A 19446-nucleotide genomic window follows, 5' to 3' on the forward strand; every position below is an offset into this window, starting at 1 on the left:
TATCCTACAGTATGCTATCACTTATTTACTAGGTTTTAGAACTATTTAATAAAAATATTTAATAATTACATTGACAATATTTTTTAACTCTCATATAATTAATTGTAATAGAATAAACGTAATTATAAGGTGCCTCTTTAGAGGATAATAGGGAAGCGGGTTAAAATCCCGGACGGTCCCACCACTGTAACCGAAGAGCAATTTGCATTAAAAGTCACTGTTGTAAAATGGGAAGGCTGCAAAATTGTTATGACGCGGAAGTCAGGAGACCTGCCTGTATAATTATTAATAAAGTGAATCATGGTAAAGTTCGCAGTCAATATGACTGTGGACTTTTTTTTTCGCGAAGAAAGGAGCCAAGCGAAGATTTTCGCTTATAGTTCTTATGATTTACCAGTCAAATAGCTTGCTAATTTGGCTGGTGGAACATAAGAACAAATGAAAATAAGTTTTCATTTGGCGACGTCCGCGACCCTAGCAGATCCGCAAGGATATGCAAGGGTTGAGATCTAGATTGGTCCTGACTCGTGAAAGCCAACTCTGCTAGGGCGTGATTACATCAGAGGGATTCCTAGGTTCTAAATCTAAGATATACCTAGATAAAATACCTATCTATACAAATCTATACCTATACATGTAAAAATATTATAATAAATGATAAAAAAGGAGGAAAAGAAAAAAATGACCATATTAGAAAGTGCAAAAAAAGGTTTGATTACCGATGAAATGAGACAAGTAGCAATCATTGAAGAGGTATCTCCAGAATTTATACGACAAGGGGTAGCTACCGGGGAAATTGTAATTCTAAAAAACAACAATCACAAGAACGTAGTACCTGTTGCAGTAGGTAAAGGGTTAACAACAAAAGTAAGTGCAAGCGTAGGAATGTATGATTCCAAAGATAGTATAGCAGGAGAAGTAGAGAAGATTGTAACTGCTATATCAGCAGGTGCTGATACAATAATGGATTTAAGTGTTAGGGGTGATATAGATAGTATGAGAAAATCAACACTCATTACTACCTGTAAGCCTATAGGCACCTTACCTCTATATCAAGCTATGGCAGAAGCAAAAATGAATAAGGGTTCTTCTTTAGAAATGACAGTAGATGATTTGTTTGAGGTGATTGAAAGACATGCATCAGATGGAATAGATTTTTTAGCACTTCACTGTGGCACAACAATGGATGTGGTTAAGCGTGCAAAAGATGAAGGAAGACTGGATCCTCTAGTAAGTTTTGGTGGAGCTAGATTGATGGGATGGATGATTCATCACAACTTAGAAAATCCACTTTATGAGAATTTTGATCGACTTCTTCAAATTGCTTACAAATACGATATTGTACTTAGCTTTGCTGATGCCATGAGACCTGGTTGTACACAAGATTCTCTAATAGGATCACAAATACAAGAATATATAATCTTAGGTGATTTAATTACCAGAGCTAGAAATGCAGGAGTTCAAGTAATGGTAAAAGGTCCAGGTCATGTGCCAATAGATCAAATAGAAACTACAGTAAATATTCAAAAAAGTTTATGTAAAGGCGCACCATATTTTGTCTTTGGGCCCTTAGTTACAGATACTGCTGTTGGATACGATCATATAAGTGCTGCCATAGGTGGAGCAATTAGTGCGTATGTGGGAGCGGATTTCATATGTTATGTGACGCCAGCGGAACATATAGGATTACCCGACAAAGAACAAGTACATACAGGTGTTATTGCAGCTAGAATTGCAGCCCATGCAGCTGACGTAGCAAATGGCATTGAGAAAGCCATAAGGTGGGACCTTGAGATGTCCTATGCTAGAAAAGATTTAGATTGGGAAAAACAAATAGAATTATCCATAGATCCTGACACTGCACGAAAAATGTGGACTGAAAGAAGCGACGACTTTTCATCGGAGTGTACAATGTGTGGTAAGTACTGTGCCATGAAGATTGTATCTGAATTTTTAAATAAGAAGAAAGTAGGTTAGAAGAATATGAAAATGAATCAAATGGATGCAGCCAGAAGCGGTAAATATACGGAAGAAATGGAAATAGTGGCAAAATCAGAAAATGTAGATATAGAATTCATAAGAGAAGGTGTGGCTAAAGGAACAATTGTTATACCTAAAAATAAATTGAGAGATCGTGCTAATATTTGTGGTATAGGAAAGGGATTAGATATTAAAGTAAACGCACTCTTTGGAACATCAAGTGATAGAGAACAAATGCCAATGGAAGCAAGAAAATTAAAGATTGCAGAAGAAGCAGGATGTCACTCTTTTATGGATTTGAGCACTGGTGGCGATATTGATGGGATGAGAAAACAATCTCTATCTCTTGCTACGGTAGCTATGGGAGGTGTGCCTATCTATCAGGCAGGGGTAGAAGCCATAGAAAAGAAAGGAAATCTCATTGCTATGACTTCAGATGACATATTTGAAACTATAGAGAAACAAGCAGCTGATGGCCTTGATTTTATGGCGATACATTGTGCCTTGAATTTTGATATCATTCATACCCTACAAAGAACGGGTAGAGTTACAGATGTAGTAAGTAGAGGGGGTTCCTTTTTAACAGGATGGATGCTTCAAAATGAAAAAGAAAACCCTCTTTATGCAGAATTTGATCGCTTGTTAAAAATCATGAAAGCCTATGATGTAGTCCTCAGTATTGGAGATGCAATTAGACCTGGAGCTACAGCAGACTCCTTAGATGAAGCTCAAATAAAAGGGCTAATGGTAGCTGGTGAATTGACAAAAAGAGCTTTAGAACAAGGTGTCCAAGTAATGATTGAGGGACCAGGACATGTGCCACTTAACCATATAAGGAATACCATAGAATTGCAAAAGAAATTATGCCACAATGTTCCTTATTATATATTAGGTTTCTTGGCAACAGACATTGCTCCAGGTTACGATAATATTACTGGTGCGATAGGTGGAGCATATGCAGGATTATATGGAGCGGATTTCCTATGTTATTTAACACCAGCAGAACATTTGGGGCTACCAAATGAAGAAGATGTAAGAACAGGTGTGATTTCAACTAGGATTGCTGCTGAGGCAGTAAATATTGCGCGTAAGAGAGAACACGTATTAAAAAGACAGTTCAATATAAGTAGGGCAAGGGTAGAAAATGACGTTCAAGGGCAGATAGACAACGCTGTATATCCGGATAAATATAAAAACTCTCTTGAAAATATTAATCAACAAAGTGATATTCAAGATGAAGCGATGCAAGTAGCTGCAAAGTACTTTATGATAGGATAGTTCGACTATCTTGCTAAGGTTCAAACTTTGCTATGATACTTGAATAAAGCTATTCTTGTGAAATGTGTAAATTTTTTTTAGTGGATTGTAATTATTGAATGATCGCTACTATTTTCAATTAATACATAATATGAAATTGAGGATTGTGTATATTTGAAAGGTGAAACCGCAAAAATTAAAAAGGAGTGTTAATATGTCGAAATTGTACGATATTATTAATAATATTAAGCCTATAGACTTAGAGTGGAAAGAGAAAGCCCATGAATATTTGGAAACTTTAGCGATTCCTTATTGGAGCTTAGGAGAGTTGTTAAATATTGCAGAACAATTGTGTGGAATACAAAGGACTTTAAAACCTTCTGTTTCGAAGAAATGCATTATTGTAATGGCAGGTGATCATGGAGTAGTTGACGAAGGAGTAAGTGCATTTCCTCAAGAAGTAACACCTCAAATGATATCAAATTTCGTGAGAAAAGGTGCTAGTATTAATGCGTTATCTGATGTTGTTGGATCTGAAGTAGTTGTTGTAGATGTTGGAGTTGCAGTAGATATGCCAGAACATGTGGCGAATAATTCTATTATATCTGCTAAAGTTGCTTATGGAACAAAAAACATGTTAAAAGGTCCAGCTATGACTCGTGAAGAAGCTGAAAAATCAATATTAGCAGGAATAGAAGTAGTTGAAAAAGTCGTCAAAGAAAAAGGTACCCAACTTATCGCTACAGGAGATATGGGTATAGGTAATACGACTCCAAGCAGTGCTATTCTCGCTGTTATGACAGGTCAAAATGTTTCAGATATAACCGGTAAAGGTACAGGAATTGACGAGGGAAGATTGATAAATAAAATTAGTGTAATCGAAAAGGCAATTCAGTTAAATGCTCCTGATCCTAAAGATCCTATAGATGTGCTTTCTAAAGTAGGCGGTTTTGAAATTGGAGGCATCGCGGGTATTATAATAGGTGCATCCTATTATAAAGTACCTGTAGTTGTAGATGGTCTTATCTCCACTGCAGGAGCACTTATAGCAAAAGCTTTAAACCCTAATGTTGTGGATTATATGATTGCAGCTCATAAATCTATGGAACCAGGTCATGAACATATGTGGAAATCTCTCAATCTAAAGCCATTATTAGACTTGAAATTTAGATTAGGTGAAGGGACTGGTGCAGCCTTAGCCATGAATATAGTAGAAGGTGCGGCACAAGTGATTGACAAAGTACTGACCTTTGAAGATGCCAATGTGAGTCAAGGTGAATAAATTTGATCCTCACGGAAGTGATATTCAGTATTTAGAAGATATAGCTACTTCTTACTGGAACTCTGAAATATTGTTTTCAGCAGTTGAATTAGACATTTTTGAGGATATTCAAGAGCCTATGTTATTAAATAAGATATGTAAATTATATGGTTGCGGGGAAGAGTCCATGAGGCGCTTTTTAGATGTATTGGTTACTATGGGATTATTGACGAAATACCAAGACAGTTATATGAATTCTCAAATGTCAAATACCTACCTAATTAAGGGAAAAGAATTGTATCAAGGTGATTCTATTCTTTGGAGAAAAGAGCTAAAGTCTCAGTGGGATGTACTTACTGAAACTATTAGAAGAGGGAAGAGAATACATTATATTCCACAGGATGATGAGCAAGTTTTATTTGAACGAACTAAAAGATATATTAATGCAATGGATGCGGTAATAAAAAGCAAGGCAAAAGAAATAGTATCTATGTTTGGAAATTTAGAGCTAAAAGGTAAAATTTTAGATGTAGGAGCAGGTTCAGGTGCATTTAGTCTAGAATTTATAAAAAGATATTCTAATATTTCTGTAACTTTACTTGACTTAGAAAATGTAATAAATCTAGGCAAAGAGAAGTATAAAGATGTAGATTCTATTAAATATCATATGGCTAATATATTAGAAGAGTGGAAAGTGGAAGGCGATTACCAAGTGATTATTCTTTCTAATATACTCCATGCTTACTCTGAAGATGAGGTAGAGCATATTTTAGATGAAGCAGTTAAAAATATTTCTAATACTGGATGTTTAGTGATACACGATTTCTTTATGGAGCATAGTAGATTAAAGGCAGGATTAACTGATTTAAATATGATGATTAACACATATAATGGGAAGGTGTTTTATGGTAAGTGGATTGGTGACAAGCTTACTGAACGTGGGTTAAATCACAGCAACTTAGTACCTTTAGAAGGGGATACTGGTGTTGTTTTTGCTTCTCCAAGTAAGACCTTCATCGAATCACTTGCTTTAAACAAAATAAAAGTTATTTCACAAAAAATAGCAGATTTTGGATTTAACAACTCAGTAAAGATTAATCCTCAGAAAGAAGTGTTTCAAACCAGTATAGCTCCGTTAAAATGCGAATATGGATGTGGATTTTATGCAAAAGGTACTTGCCAAACAGAGCATATACATATAGATAAGGCACGACAATTTATAAGTGAATTTAGTGTTGGAATACTCATTGAAGGGGAACCTCCTACAAAGGAATTTCAGATTAGCATGTTACAAATAGAAAAAGAAGCATTCAAACTTGGATTCTATAAAGCATTTATACTATGGGCAGGTCCTTGCTCACTATGTGAGAGATGTAAAGGGAGAGAGACACATTGTTCAAAGACTAGACCATCTATGGAGAGTTATGGTATTGATGTGTTTAAAACAGTAAGGGAAAAAGGAATAAAATTAAAAACATTAGACAATCAAGATTACGTTAAGTATTTTGGTTTGTTATTATTGGAGTGATTTAATGCGTATACTATTTGTTCAAGCAATATCGACTGAAACAACAACGTCAGAGATGGTATATCCGATAGGTATTGTTACGCTTGCCACGGTAATTAGTAATTTGCATACAGTTGAAATATTAGATCTAAATATAGAACAGGACCCATTTAAAGCTCTTAAAAATAAAATATACCAATACAATCCAGAAGTAGTATTTATGTCTCTAAGAAATATAGACCCACTAGGAAATAAAATGACATCATTAATACCTCAATTTATTACCTCAGTAAAGATGATTAACATTTTAAACCCTACGACTACGATAATTGCTGGAGGTACAGGTTTCTCGTTATTTCCAAGAAAAATTATGGAACTATTGCCTGAAATTACATATGGAATAATTGGAGAAGGTGAAAGTTCAATACTACCCCTCTTAAATAACTTAGACAAGCCAAATGTAAAGGGATTATGTTATCGTAAAGGTGAAGACATTATTGTGACGAGCCCTTCTATGGAGTTTGACATGGAAAAATCTTATATTGTGCCAGATAGGAGCTTGTTAGATGTAACTGCATATCAAGATAATAGTTATGTTCAAAGCGTAGGAGTTGAAACTAAGAGAGGATGCCCTTTTAATTGCAGTTATTGTGTATACCCAAAGTTGCAAGGGAAGAAATTGAGGTGTAGAGAACCAAATGACGTAGTAAATGAAATAGAATTTCTACGTAAAGAATATGGAATAGAAAGAATACATTTCACAGATCCTGTAGTAAATATACCAAATGGTCATATGGAGAGTGTATGTGAATCATTGATTAGAAGAAATATAGATATTAAATGGAGTGGTTTTTTTAGAGAAGACCAAATAGATGGAAAAAACATAGATATCTTTGCAAAATCTGGCTGTGAATGTTTCTCATTTTCACCAGATGGATTAACTCAAGAAGCAATGGACGTTTTGGGAAAGAATATGAATATCGAAGATGTCAAAAATGCTGCAAGGCTAGCTGCTCAGACAGATATAGTTAGTGTATACCATTTTATGATAAATGTTCCTGGTGAGACCGAAGAAACTGTCAAGAAGGGAATAAATCTAATAGATTGGATTTACGACGTTCATAGTAAAAATAAGAATCTAGGAACTATTGTATTTAATAATATTCGAATTTATCCAGATACACCAATATACGATATAGCATTAGAAAAGGGAGTAATAAGGTCGACTACTAATTTGTTATACCCTGTCTATTACAACCCAGATCCTTATGAAAATTTGAGATATGAATTAGAAGGAAAGCACTTTTGTAAAAATGTCTTTATGTGGCAGGAGGTTAACATATGAAAATACTATTATTAGAGCACCCGCGAACTATTTCATCAGAGAACATTAATGACATTGCTAATGCTCCCCTTTCATCTAGTTTATTTACAGGATATATAGCATCTACTCTCGGTAAAGAAAATAATGTAAGGATAGTAGAAGGTTATTTAGAAAAGCTGAGTTATAATCAAATATATGAGACAATTAGAGACTTCAAACCAGACGTGATAGGTGTTCATCTTGTTTATCAATGGAAAAATCATATAGAATTATTTGATTTACTAGAAAGAGTAAGAAATGAAAACCTTGCAAAAAATATATTCAGCTATGGATACTATTCTAATTTCGCATATGGAGAGGTATTTAGTAGTACTAAAGCTATAGATGCTATTATTCTTGGCGAACCGGAAATCCCATTTTTAAATATTATCAATAGTCTAAAAACTGATAGAGTATATGATCGTGTTGAGGGATTAGCAACAATTGGCCCTAATAATAAGATAAATTTAAACTATGCTACTGCTATAGACGATTTAGATGAGATACCTTTTCCAGTAAGGACAAAAGGCTCTTTGAGTTATGGTGAAGTAAATATAATGGGTAGTCGAGGATGTTATGGAGGGTGTACATTTTGTTATATAAATCCTTTTATTGGACATAAAGTCAAATGGAGAGGTAGAAGTCCTGAAAATATTGTTGCTGAAATTGATGAAATTATTAAAGAAACAGGTATGAGGTATTTCTATTTTACAGATCCTAACTTTTTTGGTCCAGGCAAATTTGGACAAGATAGAGCACTAAAATTAGCAAATTTATTAATGGAAAAAAATATAGATTTTGGTATAGAAGCAAGAGTCAATGATATACATGAAGATACAATTAAGGAGCTTGTTAATGCAGGTTTAAATCATATTTTAATAGGTCTTGAAAGTGGTAGAGAAGAGAGCTTGAAAAGATTAAACAAAATGACTACTGTAGAACAAAACGAAAATGCCATCAGAATACTACGCAAGCACGGAATTAATCCAAGTATAGGTTTTATTATGTTTGAACCAGATTCATCAGTAGACGATTTGAGAGTTAATTTTGATTTTCTCATAAGAAACGATTTACTTACACAATTAGATATAACAGTAAATGTACTCTATCACCATCAAATAATATTACAAGGTACCAAATGTTATGAAGATTTAAATAAAACAAATCGTTTAAACTTGTCTCCTTATTCTACTTATGAAGGAAGTGCAGATTATGAACAACCACAGATTAAAGAGTTTGCAGAGATTATGAGAGAAATTACTAATTGTATCTTTTCTTATATGAAGATAATATGGGAAGAAAATAGGTATGAAAATCTGGTTATTAAAGAGAACTATATTAAAGTGAATAAACTTTTAATTGACACTTTTGAACTAATACTGAAATTACTAGAAGAAAATAAAGAAGTAGATAAGGATAAAATAATAAGTATCAATAAAGAAAGTATATCAATTTTATTAGGTTAAAGATAATTAAAGAATAAATATTGAAGTATAACAAGTTAATGTTTTGTATAGAATAAACTCGTATTCAAAGATTTTTTTAACGAGAGGAGAATTTTATTGAAAGCATTTGTTGATAAAGATTTATGTATAGGTTGTGGTTTGTGTCCAGATATATGTGGAGATATATTTACTATGAATGATGAAGACTTAGCAGTTGCAAAAGATATTGAAATTCCAGACGAAATTTTAGATGAAGCGAAAGATGCAGAATCATCTTGTCCAGTAGATGCGATTAAAGTAGAGTAGATATGAGTCCTCTCCAAACGGAGAGGATTTCTTAATATAATGAATGAAATACATCTTACATATCCAAATCTTGAATAAATATTCAAACTACGGTATAATCAAAAAACAACAATTTAATAGGAGGTTCTTAATGAAGGAAATAGAATTAGCTAAAGAGCATTTTGCAAGTTTGATCGAGGATCAACTTAAGCGTATTGAAAATATGAAAAAGGAAAAAGAGTTTTTAGATTACAATTCTTTAGATACTGTCATTATAGGTATTGTAGGAGGAGATGGGATTGGTCCTTATATTACTGGACAAGCTCAGAGAATACTAGAATTTTTACTTGCTGATCAAGTGAAAAAAAACAAAATAAAATTCAAAGTTATAAATGGTTTAACCATTGAAAATAGAGCTGCTAAGAATACAGCTATTCCACCAGAAGTACTAGATGAATTAAAGGAATGTCATGTCATACTAAAGGGACCTACAACTACTCCTAGAGCAGGAGATCCATGGCCAAATATTGAAAGTGCAAATGTAGCTATGAGAAAAGAGTTAGATTTATTTGCTAATGTACGCCCTGTTAAAGTAGCTGAAAAAGGAATTGATTGGACATTCTATAGAGAAAATACCGAAGGTGCGTATGCTTTAGGTAGTAAAGGGATTCATATTAATGACGATTTAGCAATTGACTTTACAGTAGCAACTCAAGAAGGATCTCATCGTATTATAAAAGCTGCGTTTGAATATGCAAAAAAATCAGGTAAGAATAAAGTGACAGTTGTTACAAAAGCTAATGTAATTAAGACTACTGATGGTAAATTTTTAGATATAGCAAAAGAAATTTCTAAAGATTATCCAGGAGTAGAAATGGACGACTGGTATATCGATATTATGACTGCAAAATTAATTGATGAGAAAAGAAGAACTCAGTTTAAGGTATTAGTTCTTCCAAATCTATATGGAGATATCTTAACAGACGAAGCAGCTGAATTCCAAGGCGGTGTTGGTACAGCAGGGAGTGCCAATATAGGCAAAAGATACGCTATGTTTGAAGCTATACATGGATCAGCTCCGAGAATGGTTGAAGAAGGTAGGGGAGGTTATGCAGACCCAAGTAGTATTATGCGTGCAAATGTAATGTTGTTAGAGCATATTGGCTATATTGAAGAAGCTGCAAAATTACAAATGGCATTAGATATTTGTGGAATATTCGAAGCAAAGATAGCTATTACCGGTAGAAATGATGGTGCTTCAGCATCAGAATATTCAAATTATGTTATGGAAACATTACAAGATGGTGACCTTAAGCAAAAGTGGGAAACTTTATCTAAAAGTCAATAAGTGTTATTTAAAAAGTTAAGCGATTAGAAAAAATTCTAATCGCTTATTAATATTATGTATTACTCTGGATTGAACGTCCTCTAGCTAAAGATGCAAATACACCTAGTATGCATAAAAAGGATAAAATAATGAAACTGGTTTTAAAACTCATCATAAAGCCTGGTATTGTTTCTCGAGATATTGGTAGGTTCCCAAGGTATATAGATGACACTAAGGCTGTTAAAGACATGCTAAAAGATTGTCCTACAGTTCTTGCAGTTCCAATAATCCCAGAGGCTATACCGTAGTATTCTTTTTCAACACTAGACATAATAGCGTTTGTATTTGGTGAACTAAATAATGCAAACCCCATTCCTACAATTCCTAGCAAAAAAATCACAATAATTATATTAGTATTACTACTTAGAAAACCAAAAGAAAATAAGCAAATCGCAATTAAAGCCATGCCGCTAGAAGATAAAATTTGTGGTGATATTTTATCGGATAGACGACCTGCTAAAGGGGAAAGAAATGCTTGAAGAGCAGGTTGAGTTAATAATACCATCCCAGCAATGCCGGGGTCTAAGTTTTTAACTACCTGTAAATATAGACTCATTAGGTAGCTAATTGCAAATGTAGAACTATAATTAATCAATGAAGCACAAGAAGAGAATATTAGAACTCTATTGCTTTTTAATGCCATTACATTTAATATAGGATTATCGATTTTACTTTCAAAATAAACAAATACAAGAAGAAATATAAAACCAAAGACCAATATGTATTTACTCCAAGAATATAATAATAAATTTGATAGTCCGAATACGAGCATAAATATAGAGAAGCCATAAAGTAATGTACCTTTACTATCAAATTTCACTTTTTCTTCTGTACAAAAACTATCTGTTGTTAAGACTTTTGATAACAATATAATGAGTATGATTCCTACAGGTAACGAAGAAAAAAATATACCGCGCCAACTTGTAAAACTTATTATAAATCCTCCTAAAATAGGACCAGCAGATAATCCTATATATGTACAGGCAACACTCATACCTAGAGCTTTACCTCTTTCATGTGTAGGAAATGCAGAACATACTATAGATATTACAGTTGTTGAAATCATTGCGCTACCTAAACCTTGTATTACTCTAGAAAATAGTAGAAAAGATACTGATTGTGAAATACCACAGAAAAAAGACCCTGCTAGTAAGATAATTGTACCTACTAACATTACTTTTTTTCTATCAAATATGTCCGAAATTTTACCTGCTGGAAGCACGAAAATTGCAATAGCTAGTATAGTTGAAGAAGTAACCCAGTTTAGTAAAGAAGAACTAAGTTGCAACTCACTTCCTATATGAGGAAGTGCGATATTTACTGAAGAAGTTATAAAAGGTGCCCAAAAAGCTCCTAATGTAGAGATAATTAATATTATTGTTTTATTGTTAATTTCATTCAAAGATAATCACCCTTATTTGATAAATTGTATGATAGAAAGATTATATCATAAATTTGAGTGGTCATACGTAGAATCTACTTTATACTACGCAGATTTTCCTCAACCCCTTTGGGGTCTCAGTCGTTGGCACTTGCTCATAGAATTCATGTCCTTTTCTCGTGCAAGCACGGAAAATGACTTAAATTCTGCGAGCCAATCTGCTGGTTCGGATATTATATCATAAATTTGAGTGGTCAAGGTAAGATGTTAGAGGTTTATAGCTTTTCCTTTTGATAAGCCATTCTTTATTCTTTATATCATAAATTGTGATAGTAGTAATTATTTTACGTGTAAGGAGTATAGTAGATGAAAAAATATATGGAAGTAGCTTTAGAATTAGCTAGATACGGAAAGGAAATAGGAGAAGTCCCTGTAGGTGCGCTTGTTGTAAAAGAAGGTGTTATCATTGCAAAGGCACATAATGAGGTTGAAATCACAAATAACCCTGTAGCGCACGCTGAAATGTTGGCTATACAAAGAGCAGCCATCTATTTAAAAAATTGGAGATTACACGATTGTACTCTGTATGTCACATTAGAACCATGTATAATGTGTATGGGGGCAATATTAAACGCTAGAATAACGAAACTTGTATATGGATCAGGTGATAATTCAAAAGGTGCTGTAGAGTCACAAACAGATTTGTTTAGAAGCCCTTTATTTCAAAATATAGAAATTTACCCAGGAATACTTGAGGAAGAGAGCAAGAAATTGTTAAAAAATTTTTTCTATAATTTACGAGAATAAAGATTGGCTCGCAGAATTCAGATCATTTTCCGTGCTTGCACGAGAAGAGGATATGAATTCTATGAGCAAGTGCCAACGACTGAGACCGCAAAGCGGTCGAAGCAATCTGCGTAGTATAAAGTAGGCACTACAGACCTTGACTCCTTCATTGTATTTACCTATGTTAGTTTATGTATAAAAAGTCCACTTCTTAGTTTTGGTTCAAACCAAGTCGATTTTGGTGGCATTAGTTTATCTTCATCTGAGATTTTCATTAGTTCTTCAATAGATGTTGGATACATAGCAAAGGCTAATACCATGTCTTGTGTACATCGTTTTTCTAGTTCATCTAAGCCTCTTATACCACCTACAAAATCAATACGATTATCAGTTCGGATATCTTCTATACCTAAGATAGGAGTTAACACATTTTCTTGTAAAATAGAAACATCTAAATTTTTTACCGTATCATTCGATATCATTTCGCTTTTTACTTCAAGCTGATACCATTGTTGGTCTAGGTACATACCAAGCATACCCTTCTTAGTAGGTTTTACTTGAGATTCTGAGGTTTTTATAATAAAAATCTTACTTATTTGTTCTAAAAATACTTCTTTTGATAAACCGTTTAAATCCTTAACAACTCTATTGTAATCCATAATATATAGTTGATCATGAGGGAATAACACGCTTAAAAAGTAATTAAATTCTTCTTTGCCTGTGTAGTTTGGATTTGATTCTCGTCTGTTAAGTCCAACCTTTACAGCTGAGGCAGTTCTATGATGACCATCTGCAATATATGTATTTTCAATATTGCTAAATAGTTTTTTTAGATCTATAATTGTTGAAGTATCGTTAACAGTCCATACTTCATGTTTTATGCCATCATCTGATATAAAAGAATATTCTAGTTCATTGTTATCAATCCAGGTAGATATAATTTCATTTATTTTATCTTGACCTTTGTACGTTAAAAATATTGGGCCTGTATTAGCATCACATACATCTACGTGTTTTATACGATCGAGTTCTTTATCGGCTCTAGTTAATTCATGTTTTTTGATTACTCCAGATAGATAATCATCTATAGCACTACAACAAACAAGACCTGTTTGAGATCTATCCCCCATAGTTAATCTATAGATGTACATAGATTTGCTATCATCTTGAATAAATATACCTTTATCTACCATAGAGCTTAAATTACTATTAGCTTTTTGATATACTTGATCACTATAAATATCCACTGATTCAGGTAAGTCGATTTCTGCTCGATCAATATGTAAGAAGGAGTAGGGGTTACCCTCTACAACTTTTCTAGCTTCTGATGAACTATAAACGTCATAAGGAAGTGCGGCTACCTTATGAACATGTTCCTTATGGGGTCTAATTCCCCAAAAATCTTTAATAATTGCCATAATATATCACCTACTAGTCTTTCTTTATAACTCTTACTCGCAGTACACCCTCAATAGCCTTAATAGGTTCAGTAACATTGCCGTTAATATCTGAATCCACGTCAATTAGAGTATAAGCATAATCGCCTTTTGATTTGTTTAACATATCAGCTATATTAATATTTTGATTTGCTAGGATACTAGATATTTGACCAAGCATATTAGGAATATTTTTATGGTTAATAGCTATTCTACCTTTGCTTTGGCTCATACCCATAAAGCAGTCTGGATAATTTACAGAGTTTATAATATTGCCATTCTCCAAGTAATCTCTAGTTTGGCTTACAGCCATTTTAGCACAATTTTCTTCTGATTCGTATGTTGAAGCGCCTAGATGAGGGATATTAATTACATTATCCATATTTAACAAATCACAGTCGGGGAAATCTGTTACATAACTGTGGACTTGACCATTCTGTATTGCTTCTTTTAGATCGTTGTGATTTACTAGACCACCTCTTGCAAAGTTTAGTAATCTAATACCGTTTTTAGATAAAGCGAATTTCTCTTTATTCATCAAGTTTTTAGTTTGTTCTATTAATGGCACATGCAGAGTGATATAATCACATTCAGTCATTATCTGGTCTAGATTTAATACTCTTTGTACATCGCAGCTCAATCCCCAAGCTGATTCAATTGAAATGAAAGGATCATATCCGTAAACTTCCATGCCAAGAGAAATAGCAATATTAGAAACCATAACTCCAATTGCGCCTAAGCCAATTACACCTAGTTTTTTACCAGTTAGTTCTTGTCCGGCAAACTTAGATTTTTCTTTTTCAACTAACTTAGATACATCTTTATCATCTTTAACAGTTCTTACCCATTTAATACCTTCAACTACTCTTCTTGATGATAATAGTAAACCTAACACAACTAACTCTTTTACAGCATTAGCATTTGCACCAGGAGTATTACATACAACAACTCCCTCTTCAGAGTATCTTTCAATAGGAATATTGTTTACCCCTGCGCCAGCTCTAGCAATTATCTTGACAGAAGGAGATAAATCCATATCATGCATTTTAAAGCTTCTAAGTAATATTCCGTCTGCATCATTATCTGATTCAGTGATATTATAGTTACTATTTAGCAATTTTAAACCATCTTGTGATATATTATCTAAAGTTCTAATTTTATACATATTAATGACTCCTTCTATTTATGATTGACTTCAAATTCTTTCATAAGTGCTATTAGTTTTTGAACACCATCTACAGGCATGGCATTGTAAATACTTGCTCTCATACCACCAACTGATCTATGTCCTTTTAGATTAACAAATCCTTTTGAAGTAGCTTCCTTTATAAATAAAGCATCCAACTCGTCATTACCTGTTATAAAGGGAATGTTCATTAAAGAACGATCTTCTTTTACTACAGTACCTTTGAAAAGGTTACTTTCATCTAAATAAGAGTACAATAAATTTGATTTGTATTTATTTATTTGCTCTATTCCTTTTACTCCACCTTGTCCCAGTATCCACTCAAGCACTAATTTACAGATGTAGATAGAATAACATGGAGGTGTATTGTACAAAGAGTCATTATCTACATGAGTTTTATAATCTAATATAGTTGGAGTTGAGTCCATAGCTTTACCAATTAAATCATCTTTAATAATAACTACAGTAAGCCCCGCAGGACCTATGTTTTTTTGTGCACCAGCATATATTAGAGAAAATTTATTAATATCATAGGCTTCAGATAGTATATTAGATGACATATCGGCCACTAATGGAATACTGCCTGTATTTGGAATGTTTTCAGGTGTGTATCGAGTACCATATATAGTGTTGTTCACCGTAATATGAAAGTAATCTACATCATTAGAGAAGGAACTAGAATCTAATTTTGGGATATATGAATATACTTGTTCCTTAGAAGTAGCTAAGACATTAGCTTCGCCATATATTTTAGCTTCTTTTATAGCTTTTGTTGACCATGCGCCAGTATCGATAAAATCTGCCTTTTTGTGTTTTATAAATAAATTCATTGGTATCATTGAAAATTGTAGTGATGCACCACCTTGAAGAAATAGAACCTTGTAATTATCAGGTATCTTCATTAAAGAACGCATATGACTTTCAGCACTTTCGATTATACTTAAAAAATCTTTGGAACGGTGACTCATCTCCATTACAGACATTCCTGAATTCCCATAACTTAACATCTCATTTGATGCTTTTAACAAGACTTCTTCTGGTAAGACTGAAGGACCTGCGGAAAAGTTAAAAACTCTATCTTGGGTCATAATATCTCCTCCTAATTAATTAATTTTTAACAATATTATATTTAAAAAATTATGTGATATATATTACCTCTTATATGTGAGGAATAAACAATATTTATCATTACATTCTAAATTATTTTAATTAGATTATCAAGTTTTATATTTGTACAATTTAATTTTTAAGCATAATAATTGAAGAATAGAAATAAGTTTTAAGTAAAAAGTCTAAGTAAAACGGTTACACTTTGATAATAATATATCAATTTATAATTGCAAAAAGTTATGTAAGTTATGACTATATATACTATAATATTTTATATAATATTATTAAGACTTAAAGTAGTGTATAAAAATTTAATTTTAAAGATATAACAATTATTTATAGTACAATTTACATATATAGACCAAAAGTTTACATATTAAAGTATAAGGTCAAGTAAATTGTAGTTATGAGAATATGAAGGAGTGTTTTAATGAATCAAATAATAGATAGAGATTATAAAAAAGGTTTGTGGATTTTTTTAGTTTTTTTCATAATATTTCTTATTTTAAACATTTTAATAGGAATATATTTTTATGAATTCGCATTATATCATCAAATAATAGATATATTGATTCCGTGTTTGTTGTTTCTTATAATAACTAGGAAACCTATATTGTCTACTTTAAAATTGAACAAAAAAGTTAACAAGAAGAGTATAATAATTATTTTTCAACTTTTCTTAATAAGCTTTTTATTAAAAATTGGAATTAATTATCTAGTAATGTTGACTGGAACTATAGACCCATCTGAAGTAACTACTCAAGTAATAGAAATGGTGCCAAACTTGTTTACATTTTTTATTGCTGTAGCAATTATACCAGTGTTTTTAGAAGAAGTTATAATACGTGGAATTATACTTAATTACTTTAAAAATACCAATATATGGCAAGCAGCTGTTATAACAGGATTACTATTTGGCATGATGCATGTAGATTTAGGACAGTTTGGCTATACTACTGTACTGGGTATTATTATGGCAGCAATAGTTATTATTACTGGGTCTTTATGGGGAAGTATTTTATTTCATTTTTTAAATAACTTTTTAACATTTATTTTTATTGTTATACTACAAGCTATTGAAAGAATTATTCCAAACGAATACATAGAGCTGTTAGCCCAAACTGATAATACACAAGTTATTGCTGAAAACTCAATTCCTGAACAGATAATGGGAATTGTTTTTGCACTACTATGTTTAGGAGTGGGAGTATTTCTCTCTATTCACTTTATTAAAAAACTACAAAAAGCTAATCCAATAGAGGAAGTATTAATGGATAAATTGGATGATACAGAAATACAAGTAGAAGAAAATAAAGAAATTACTGTATTGGTATCATGGAAGGCTTTGTTTTTAAACGCTCCATTTGTGTTTATAGTTGTTATATATATAGGTATGAATTTATTGATCCGTTTATAATACATACATCCTTGTATTCAAGTATTTAAAAAAGCATACTGTAATAGTAAAGCAAGTTTTTTATAACTTAAATTTCATTATTATACATTAATTTTAGAATTGATAGAGCCTTATAGATACTCTTTTTTGATAAGAGAACTAAGGCTTTTTTATTTTGAGAACAAATCAACAGTTTTCTTCATTAAATAATTGATGTGAAAAATATGCTTTATTCAATCACTCTAATGGTAGTTAAAAATAAAATACTATATATGGTATTTATGTATAATCTCTATATGTCATAGCAATAATAACATGAATGGAGGTGTTTATATGAGTTCAAAACCAAAAGAACCTAAGGAATTATTAAATAAGTTTTTACAAGGTATGAAAGATTTATCTTCAGAAAAGCAAGCGATTTTTAGACCTTTTGATGATTTGCTTAAAAGTATTTATAATCCAGGTAAGTTAGACGAAAAAACGAAGGTGCTCATTAGTATAGGTATAGCAGTTTACAATAGAAGTGAAGCTTCCATCGTTTATCACGTAAATCAAGCTCTAAAACTTGGAGCAAATGAAGAAGAAATTATAGAAGCAGCTCTAGTTGCAGTTTCATCTGGAGGAGTAGCTTCTATGTCATACTGTGTGACATATGTAAAAGATGCTATAAAAGCTTTACAATAGAAAACTTTAAAGCTGTTAATAAAAGATTTTACTTAGACTATAATCCGAGTCAACTAGAGCGAGATTAAGAATTATCAATACGAAAAAATGCAAAGGTAATTTGCTGTGAAATCATAATAGAATTAGAACATTTTTAATAGATAGATATGGCAATAATTACTGAAGGAACAATTGATACAGTGAGTTGACTTTTATGTGTAATCGCTGTATAATTAGAATTCGGAATATGGAGAGATGTCCGAGCGGCTTAAGGAGCACGCTTGGAAAGCGTGTGTATGGAAACGTACCGGGGGTTCGAATCCCCCTTTCTCCGCCATAATAGAAAATGCATGTCTTTTAGACATTTTGCATATACCAATTTGTCGTGCTAGACGGGGAGTCAGCGGTGCCCTGTACCTGCAATCCGCTATAGCAGGGTTGAATTCCCGACTGAGGCTATACTCTTTAGAGTCTGACCTCAACAAGTGGTGTTGATAATCGGGCCCTGTGCAATAGATACTTATGAACCCCGCCAGATCCGGAAGGAAGCAACGGTAAGTAAGTTTTTCTATGTGCCGCAGGTCTACCTGATTTGAGCTAACTATTGAGGTAACGTCTGAAGGCTATATTCGATGGAGGGTGCACGACTTTAAATTTAGAACTTCTTCGAAGTTCTTTTTTTCGTACCAATAATGAGCCAAGCGAAAATACACGAAGTGTATTTTCAGGAGGAACTGATAACAAACAAGTTAAGCGGCTTGCCGGTTAAAAGGTTTGGGATCAGAGAGTCCGTAAAGGCACGAAGTGCATTTACATTTGGCGAATGTCCCCGAACGAGTCAATCGGCGAAGCCGATAGACGAGGTTACGCAAACTAAGGTGAGAGAGCCAGGAGGAACTGATAACAAACAAGTTAAGCGGCTTGCCGGTTAAAAGGTTTGGGATCAGAGAGTCCGTAAAGGCACGAAGTGCATTTACATTTGGCGAATGTCCCCGAACGAGTC

At 32.9% G+C, this 19446-nt stretch carries 15 protein-coding genes, 1 tRNA gene, 1 other RNA gene and 1 riboswitch; of the genes, 13 read left to right on the forward strand and 4 right to left on the reverse strand.

Features of this window, described 5'->3' with window-relative positions; all coding sequences use genetic code 11:
- The first annotated feature begins 110 nt into the window (after positions 1–110).
- Positions 111–293: riboswitch (cobalamin riboswitch) on the forward strand.
- Positions 294–681: 388 nt separating this feature from the next.
- The 8 genes from thiC (GC105_RS15040) to GC105_RS15075 all read left to right on the forward strand — a co-directional run bounded on the left by thiC (GC105_RS15040) (position 682) and on the right by GC105_RS15075 (position 10446).
- Positions 682–1977 (forward strand): phosphomethylpyrimidine synthase ThiC, encoded by a 1296-nt coding sequence (gene thiC, locus GC105_RS15040; protein WP_152806492.1) that lies wholly within the window; start codon positions 682–684, stop codon positions 1975–1977.
- Between the two features lie 12 nt (positions 1978–1989).
- On the forward strand, positions 1990–3258 hold the full coding sequence (gene thiC / locus GC105_RS15045; protein ID WP_152806518.1) for a phosphomethylpyrimidine synthase ThiC: 1269 nt from the start codon (positions 1990–1992) through the stop codon (positions 3256–3258).
- Positions 3259–3451: 193 nt separating this feature from the next.
- Positions 3452–4519, forward strand: coding sequence for a nicotinate-nucleotide--dimethylbenzimidazole phosphoribosyltransferase (cobT, locus tag GC105_RS15050; protein WP_152806494.1), 1068 nt, complete (start codon positions 3452–3454; stop codon positions 4517–4519).
- Positions 4512–6026 carry a DUF2284 domain-containing protein gene (locus GC105_RS15055; protein WP_152806496.1) on the forward strand — a complete coding sequence of 505 codons (1515 nt, stop codon included), beginning with the start codon at positions 4512–4514 and terminating at the stop codon, positions 6024–6026. The genes cobT and GC105_RS15055 overlap by 8 nt, the downstream gene beginning before the upstream one ends.
- A gap of 4 nt (positions 6027–6030) precedes the next feature.
- Positions 6031–7350: a B12 lower ligand biosynthesis radical SAM protein BzaD gene (gene bzaD, locus GC105_RS15060; RefSeq protein WP_152806498.1), complete on the forward strand. Its 1320-nt coding sequence runs from the start codon at positions 6031–6033 to the stop codon at positions 7348–7350.
- Positions 7347–8834 (forward strand): B12-binding domain-containing radical SAM protein, encoded by a 1488-nt coding sequence (locus tag GC105_RS15065; protein WP_152806500.1) that lies wholly within the window; start codon positions 7347–7349, stop codon positions 8832–8834. Before bzaD ends, GC105_RS15065 begins: the two co-directional genes overlap by 4 nt.
- 96 nt (positions 8835–8930) lie before the next feature.
- On the forward strand, positions 8931–9119 hold the full coding sequence (locus GC105_RS15070) for a ferredoxin (protein ID WP_152806502.1): 189 nt from the start codon (positions 8931–8933) through the stop codon (positions 9117–9119).
- Positions 9120–9249: 130 nt separating this feature from the next.
- A complete protein-coding gene (locus GC105_RS15075) occupies positions 9250–10446 on the forward strand; it encodes an isocitrate/isopropylmalate family dehydrogenase (protein WP_152806504.1) in 1197 nt (398 codons plus the stop codon).
- Between the two features lie 52 nt (positions 10447–10498).
- Here the strand turns inward: GC105_RS15075 and GC105_RS15080 are convergent, their stop codons facing one another.
- On the reverse strand, positions 10499–11887 hold the full coding sequence (locus GC105_RS15080) for an MFS transporter (protein ID WP_152806505.1): 1389 nt from the start codon (positions 11885–11887) through the stop codon (positions 10499–10501).
- 345 nt (positions 11888–12232) lie between these two features.
- On the opposite strand from GC105_RS15080, the gene GC105_RS15085 reads away from it, so the two are divergent.
- Positions 12233–12673 carry a nucleoside deaminase gene (locus GC105_RS15085; protein ID WP_152806507.1) on the forward strand — a complete coding sequence of 147 codons (441 nt, stop codon included), beginning with the start codon at positions 12233–12235 and terminating at the stop codon, positions 12671–12673.
- Positions 12674–12831: 158 nt separating this feature from the next.
- Here GC105_RS15085 and GC105_RS15090 read toward each other — a convergent pair whose 3' ends face one another.
- From GC105_RS15090 to serC, 3 genes are read right to left on the reverse strand one after another with little or no spacing between them, the layout of a single operon-like run.
- Positions 12832–14070, reverse strand: a complete 1239-nt coding sequence (locus GC105_RS15090; RefSeq protein ID WP_152806508.1) for a DUF1015 domain-containing protein — start codon at positions 14068–14070, stop codon at positions 12832–12834.
- A gap of 13 nt (positions 14071–14083) precedes the next feature.
- Positions 14084–15253: a phosphoglycerate dehydrogenase gene (locus tag GC105_RS15095; protein WP_152806510.1), complete on the reverse strand. Its 1170-nt coding sequence runs from the start codon at positions 15251–15253 to the stop codon at positions 14084–14086.
- A 14-nt stretch (positions 15254–15267) separates the two neighbouring features.
- A complete protein-coding gene (serC, locus tag GC105_RS15100; RefSeq protein ID WP_152806512.1) occupies positions 15268–16362 on the reverse strand; it encodes a 3-phosphoserine/phosphohydroxythreonine transaminase in 1095 nt (364 codons plus the stop codon).
- 452 nt (positions 16363–16814) lie between these two features.
- On the opposite strand from serC, the gene GC105_RS15105 reads away from it, so the two are divergent.
- The 4 genes from GC105_RS15105 (at position 16815) to ffs (ending at position 19090) form a co-directional block, all read left to right on the forward strand.
- Positions 16815–17801: a CPBP family intramembrane glutamic endopeptidase gene (locus GC105_RS15105; protein WP_152806514.1), complete on the forward strand. Its 987-nt coding sequence runs from the start codon at positions 16815–16817 to the stop codon at positions 17799–17801.
- Between the two features lie 312 nt (positions 17802–18113).
- The gene (locus GC105_RS15110; protein ID WP_152806516.1) at positions 18114–18464 is read left to right on the forward strand and encodes a carboxymuconolactone decarboxylase family protein; all 351 of its coding nucleotides are present in this window, start codon (positions 18114–18116) and stop codon (positions 18462–18464) included.
- 228 nt (positions 18465–18692) lie between these two features.
- A tRNA-Ser gene (locus GC105_RS15115) sits at positions 18693–18780 on the forward strand.
- Positions 18781–18826: 46 nt separating this feature from the next.
- Positions 18827–19090, forward strand: an RNA gene (ffs, locus tag GC105_RS15120) — signal recognition particle sRNA large type.
- The last annotated feature ends 356 nt before the right edge of the window (positions 19091–19446 follow it).

The organism is Alkalibaculum sporogenes (assembly GCF_009362815.1).
GTDB lineage: Bacteria > Bacillota > Clostridia > Eubacteriales > Alkalibacteraceae > Alkalibaculum_A > Alkalibaculum_A sporogenes.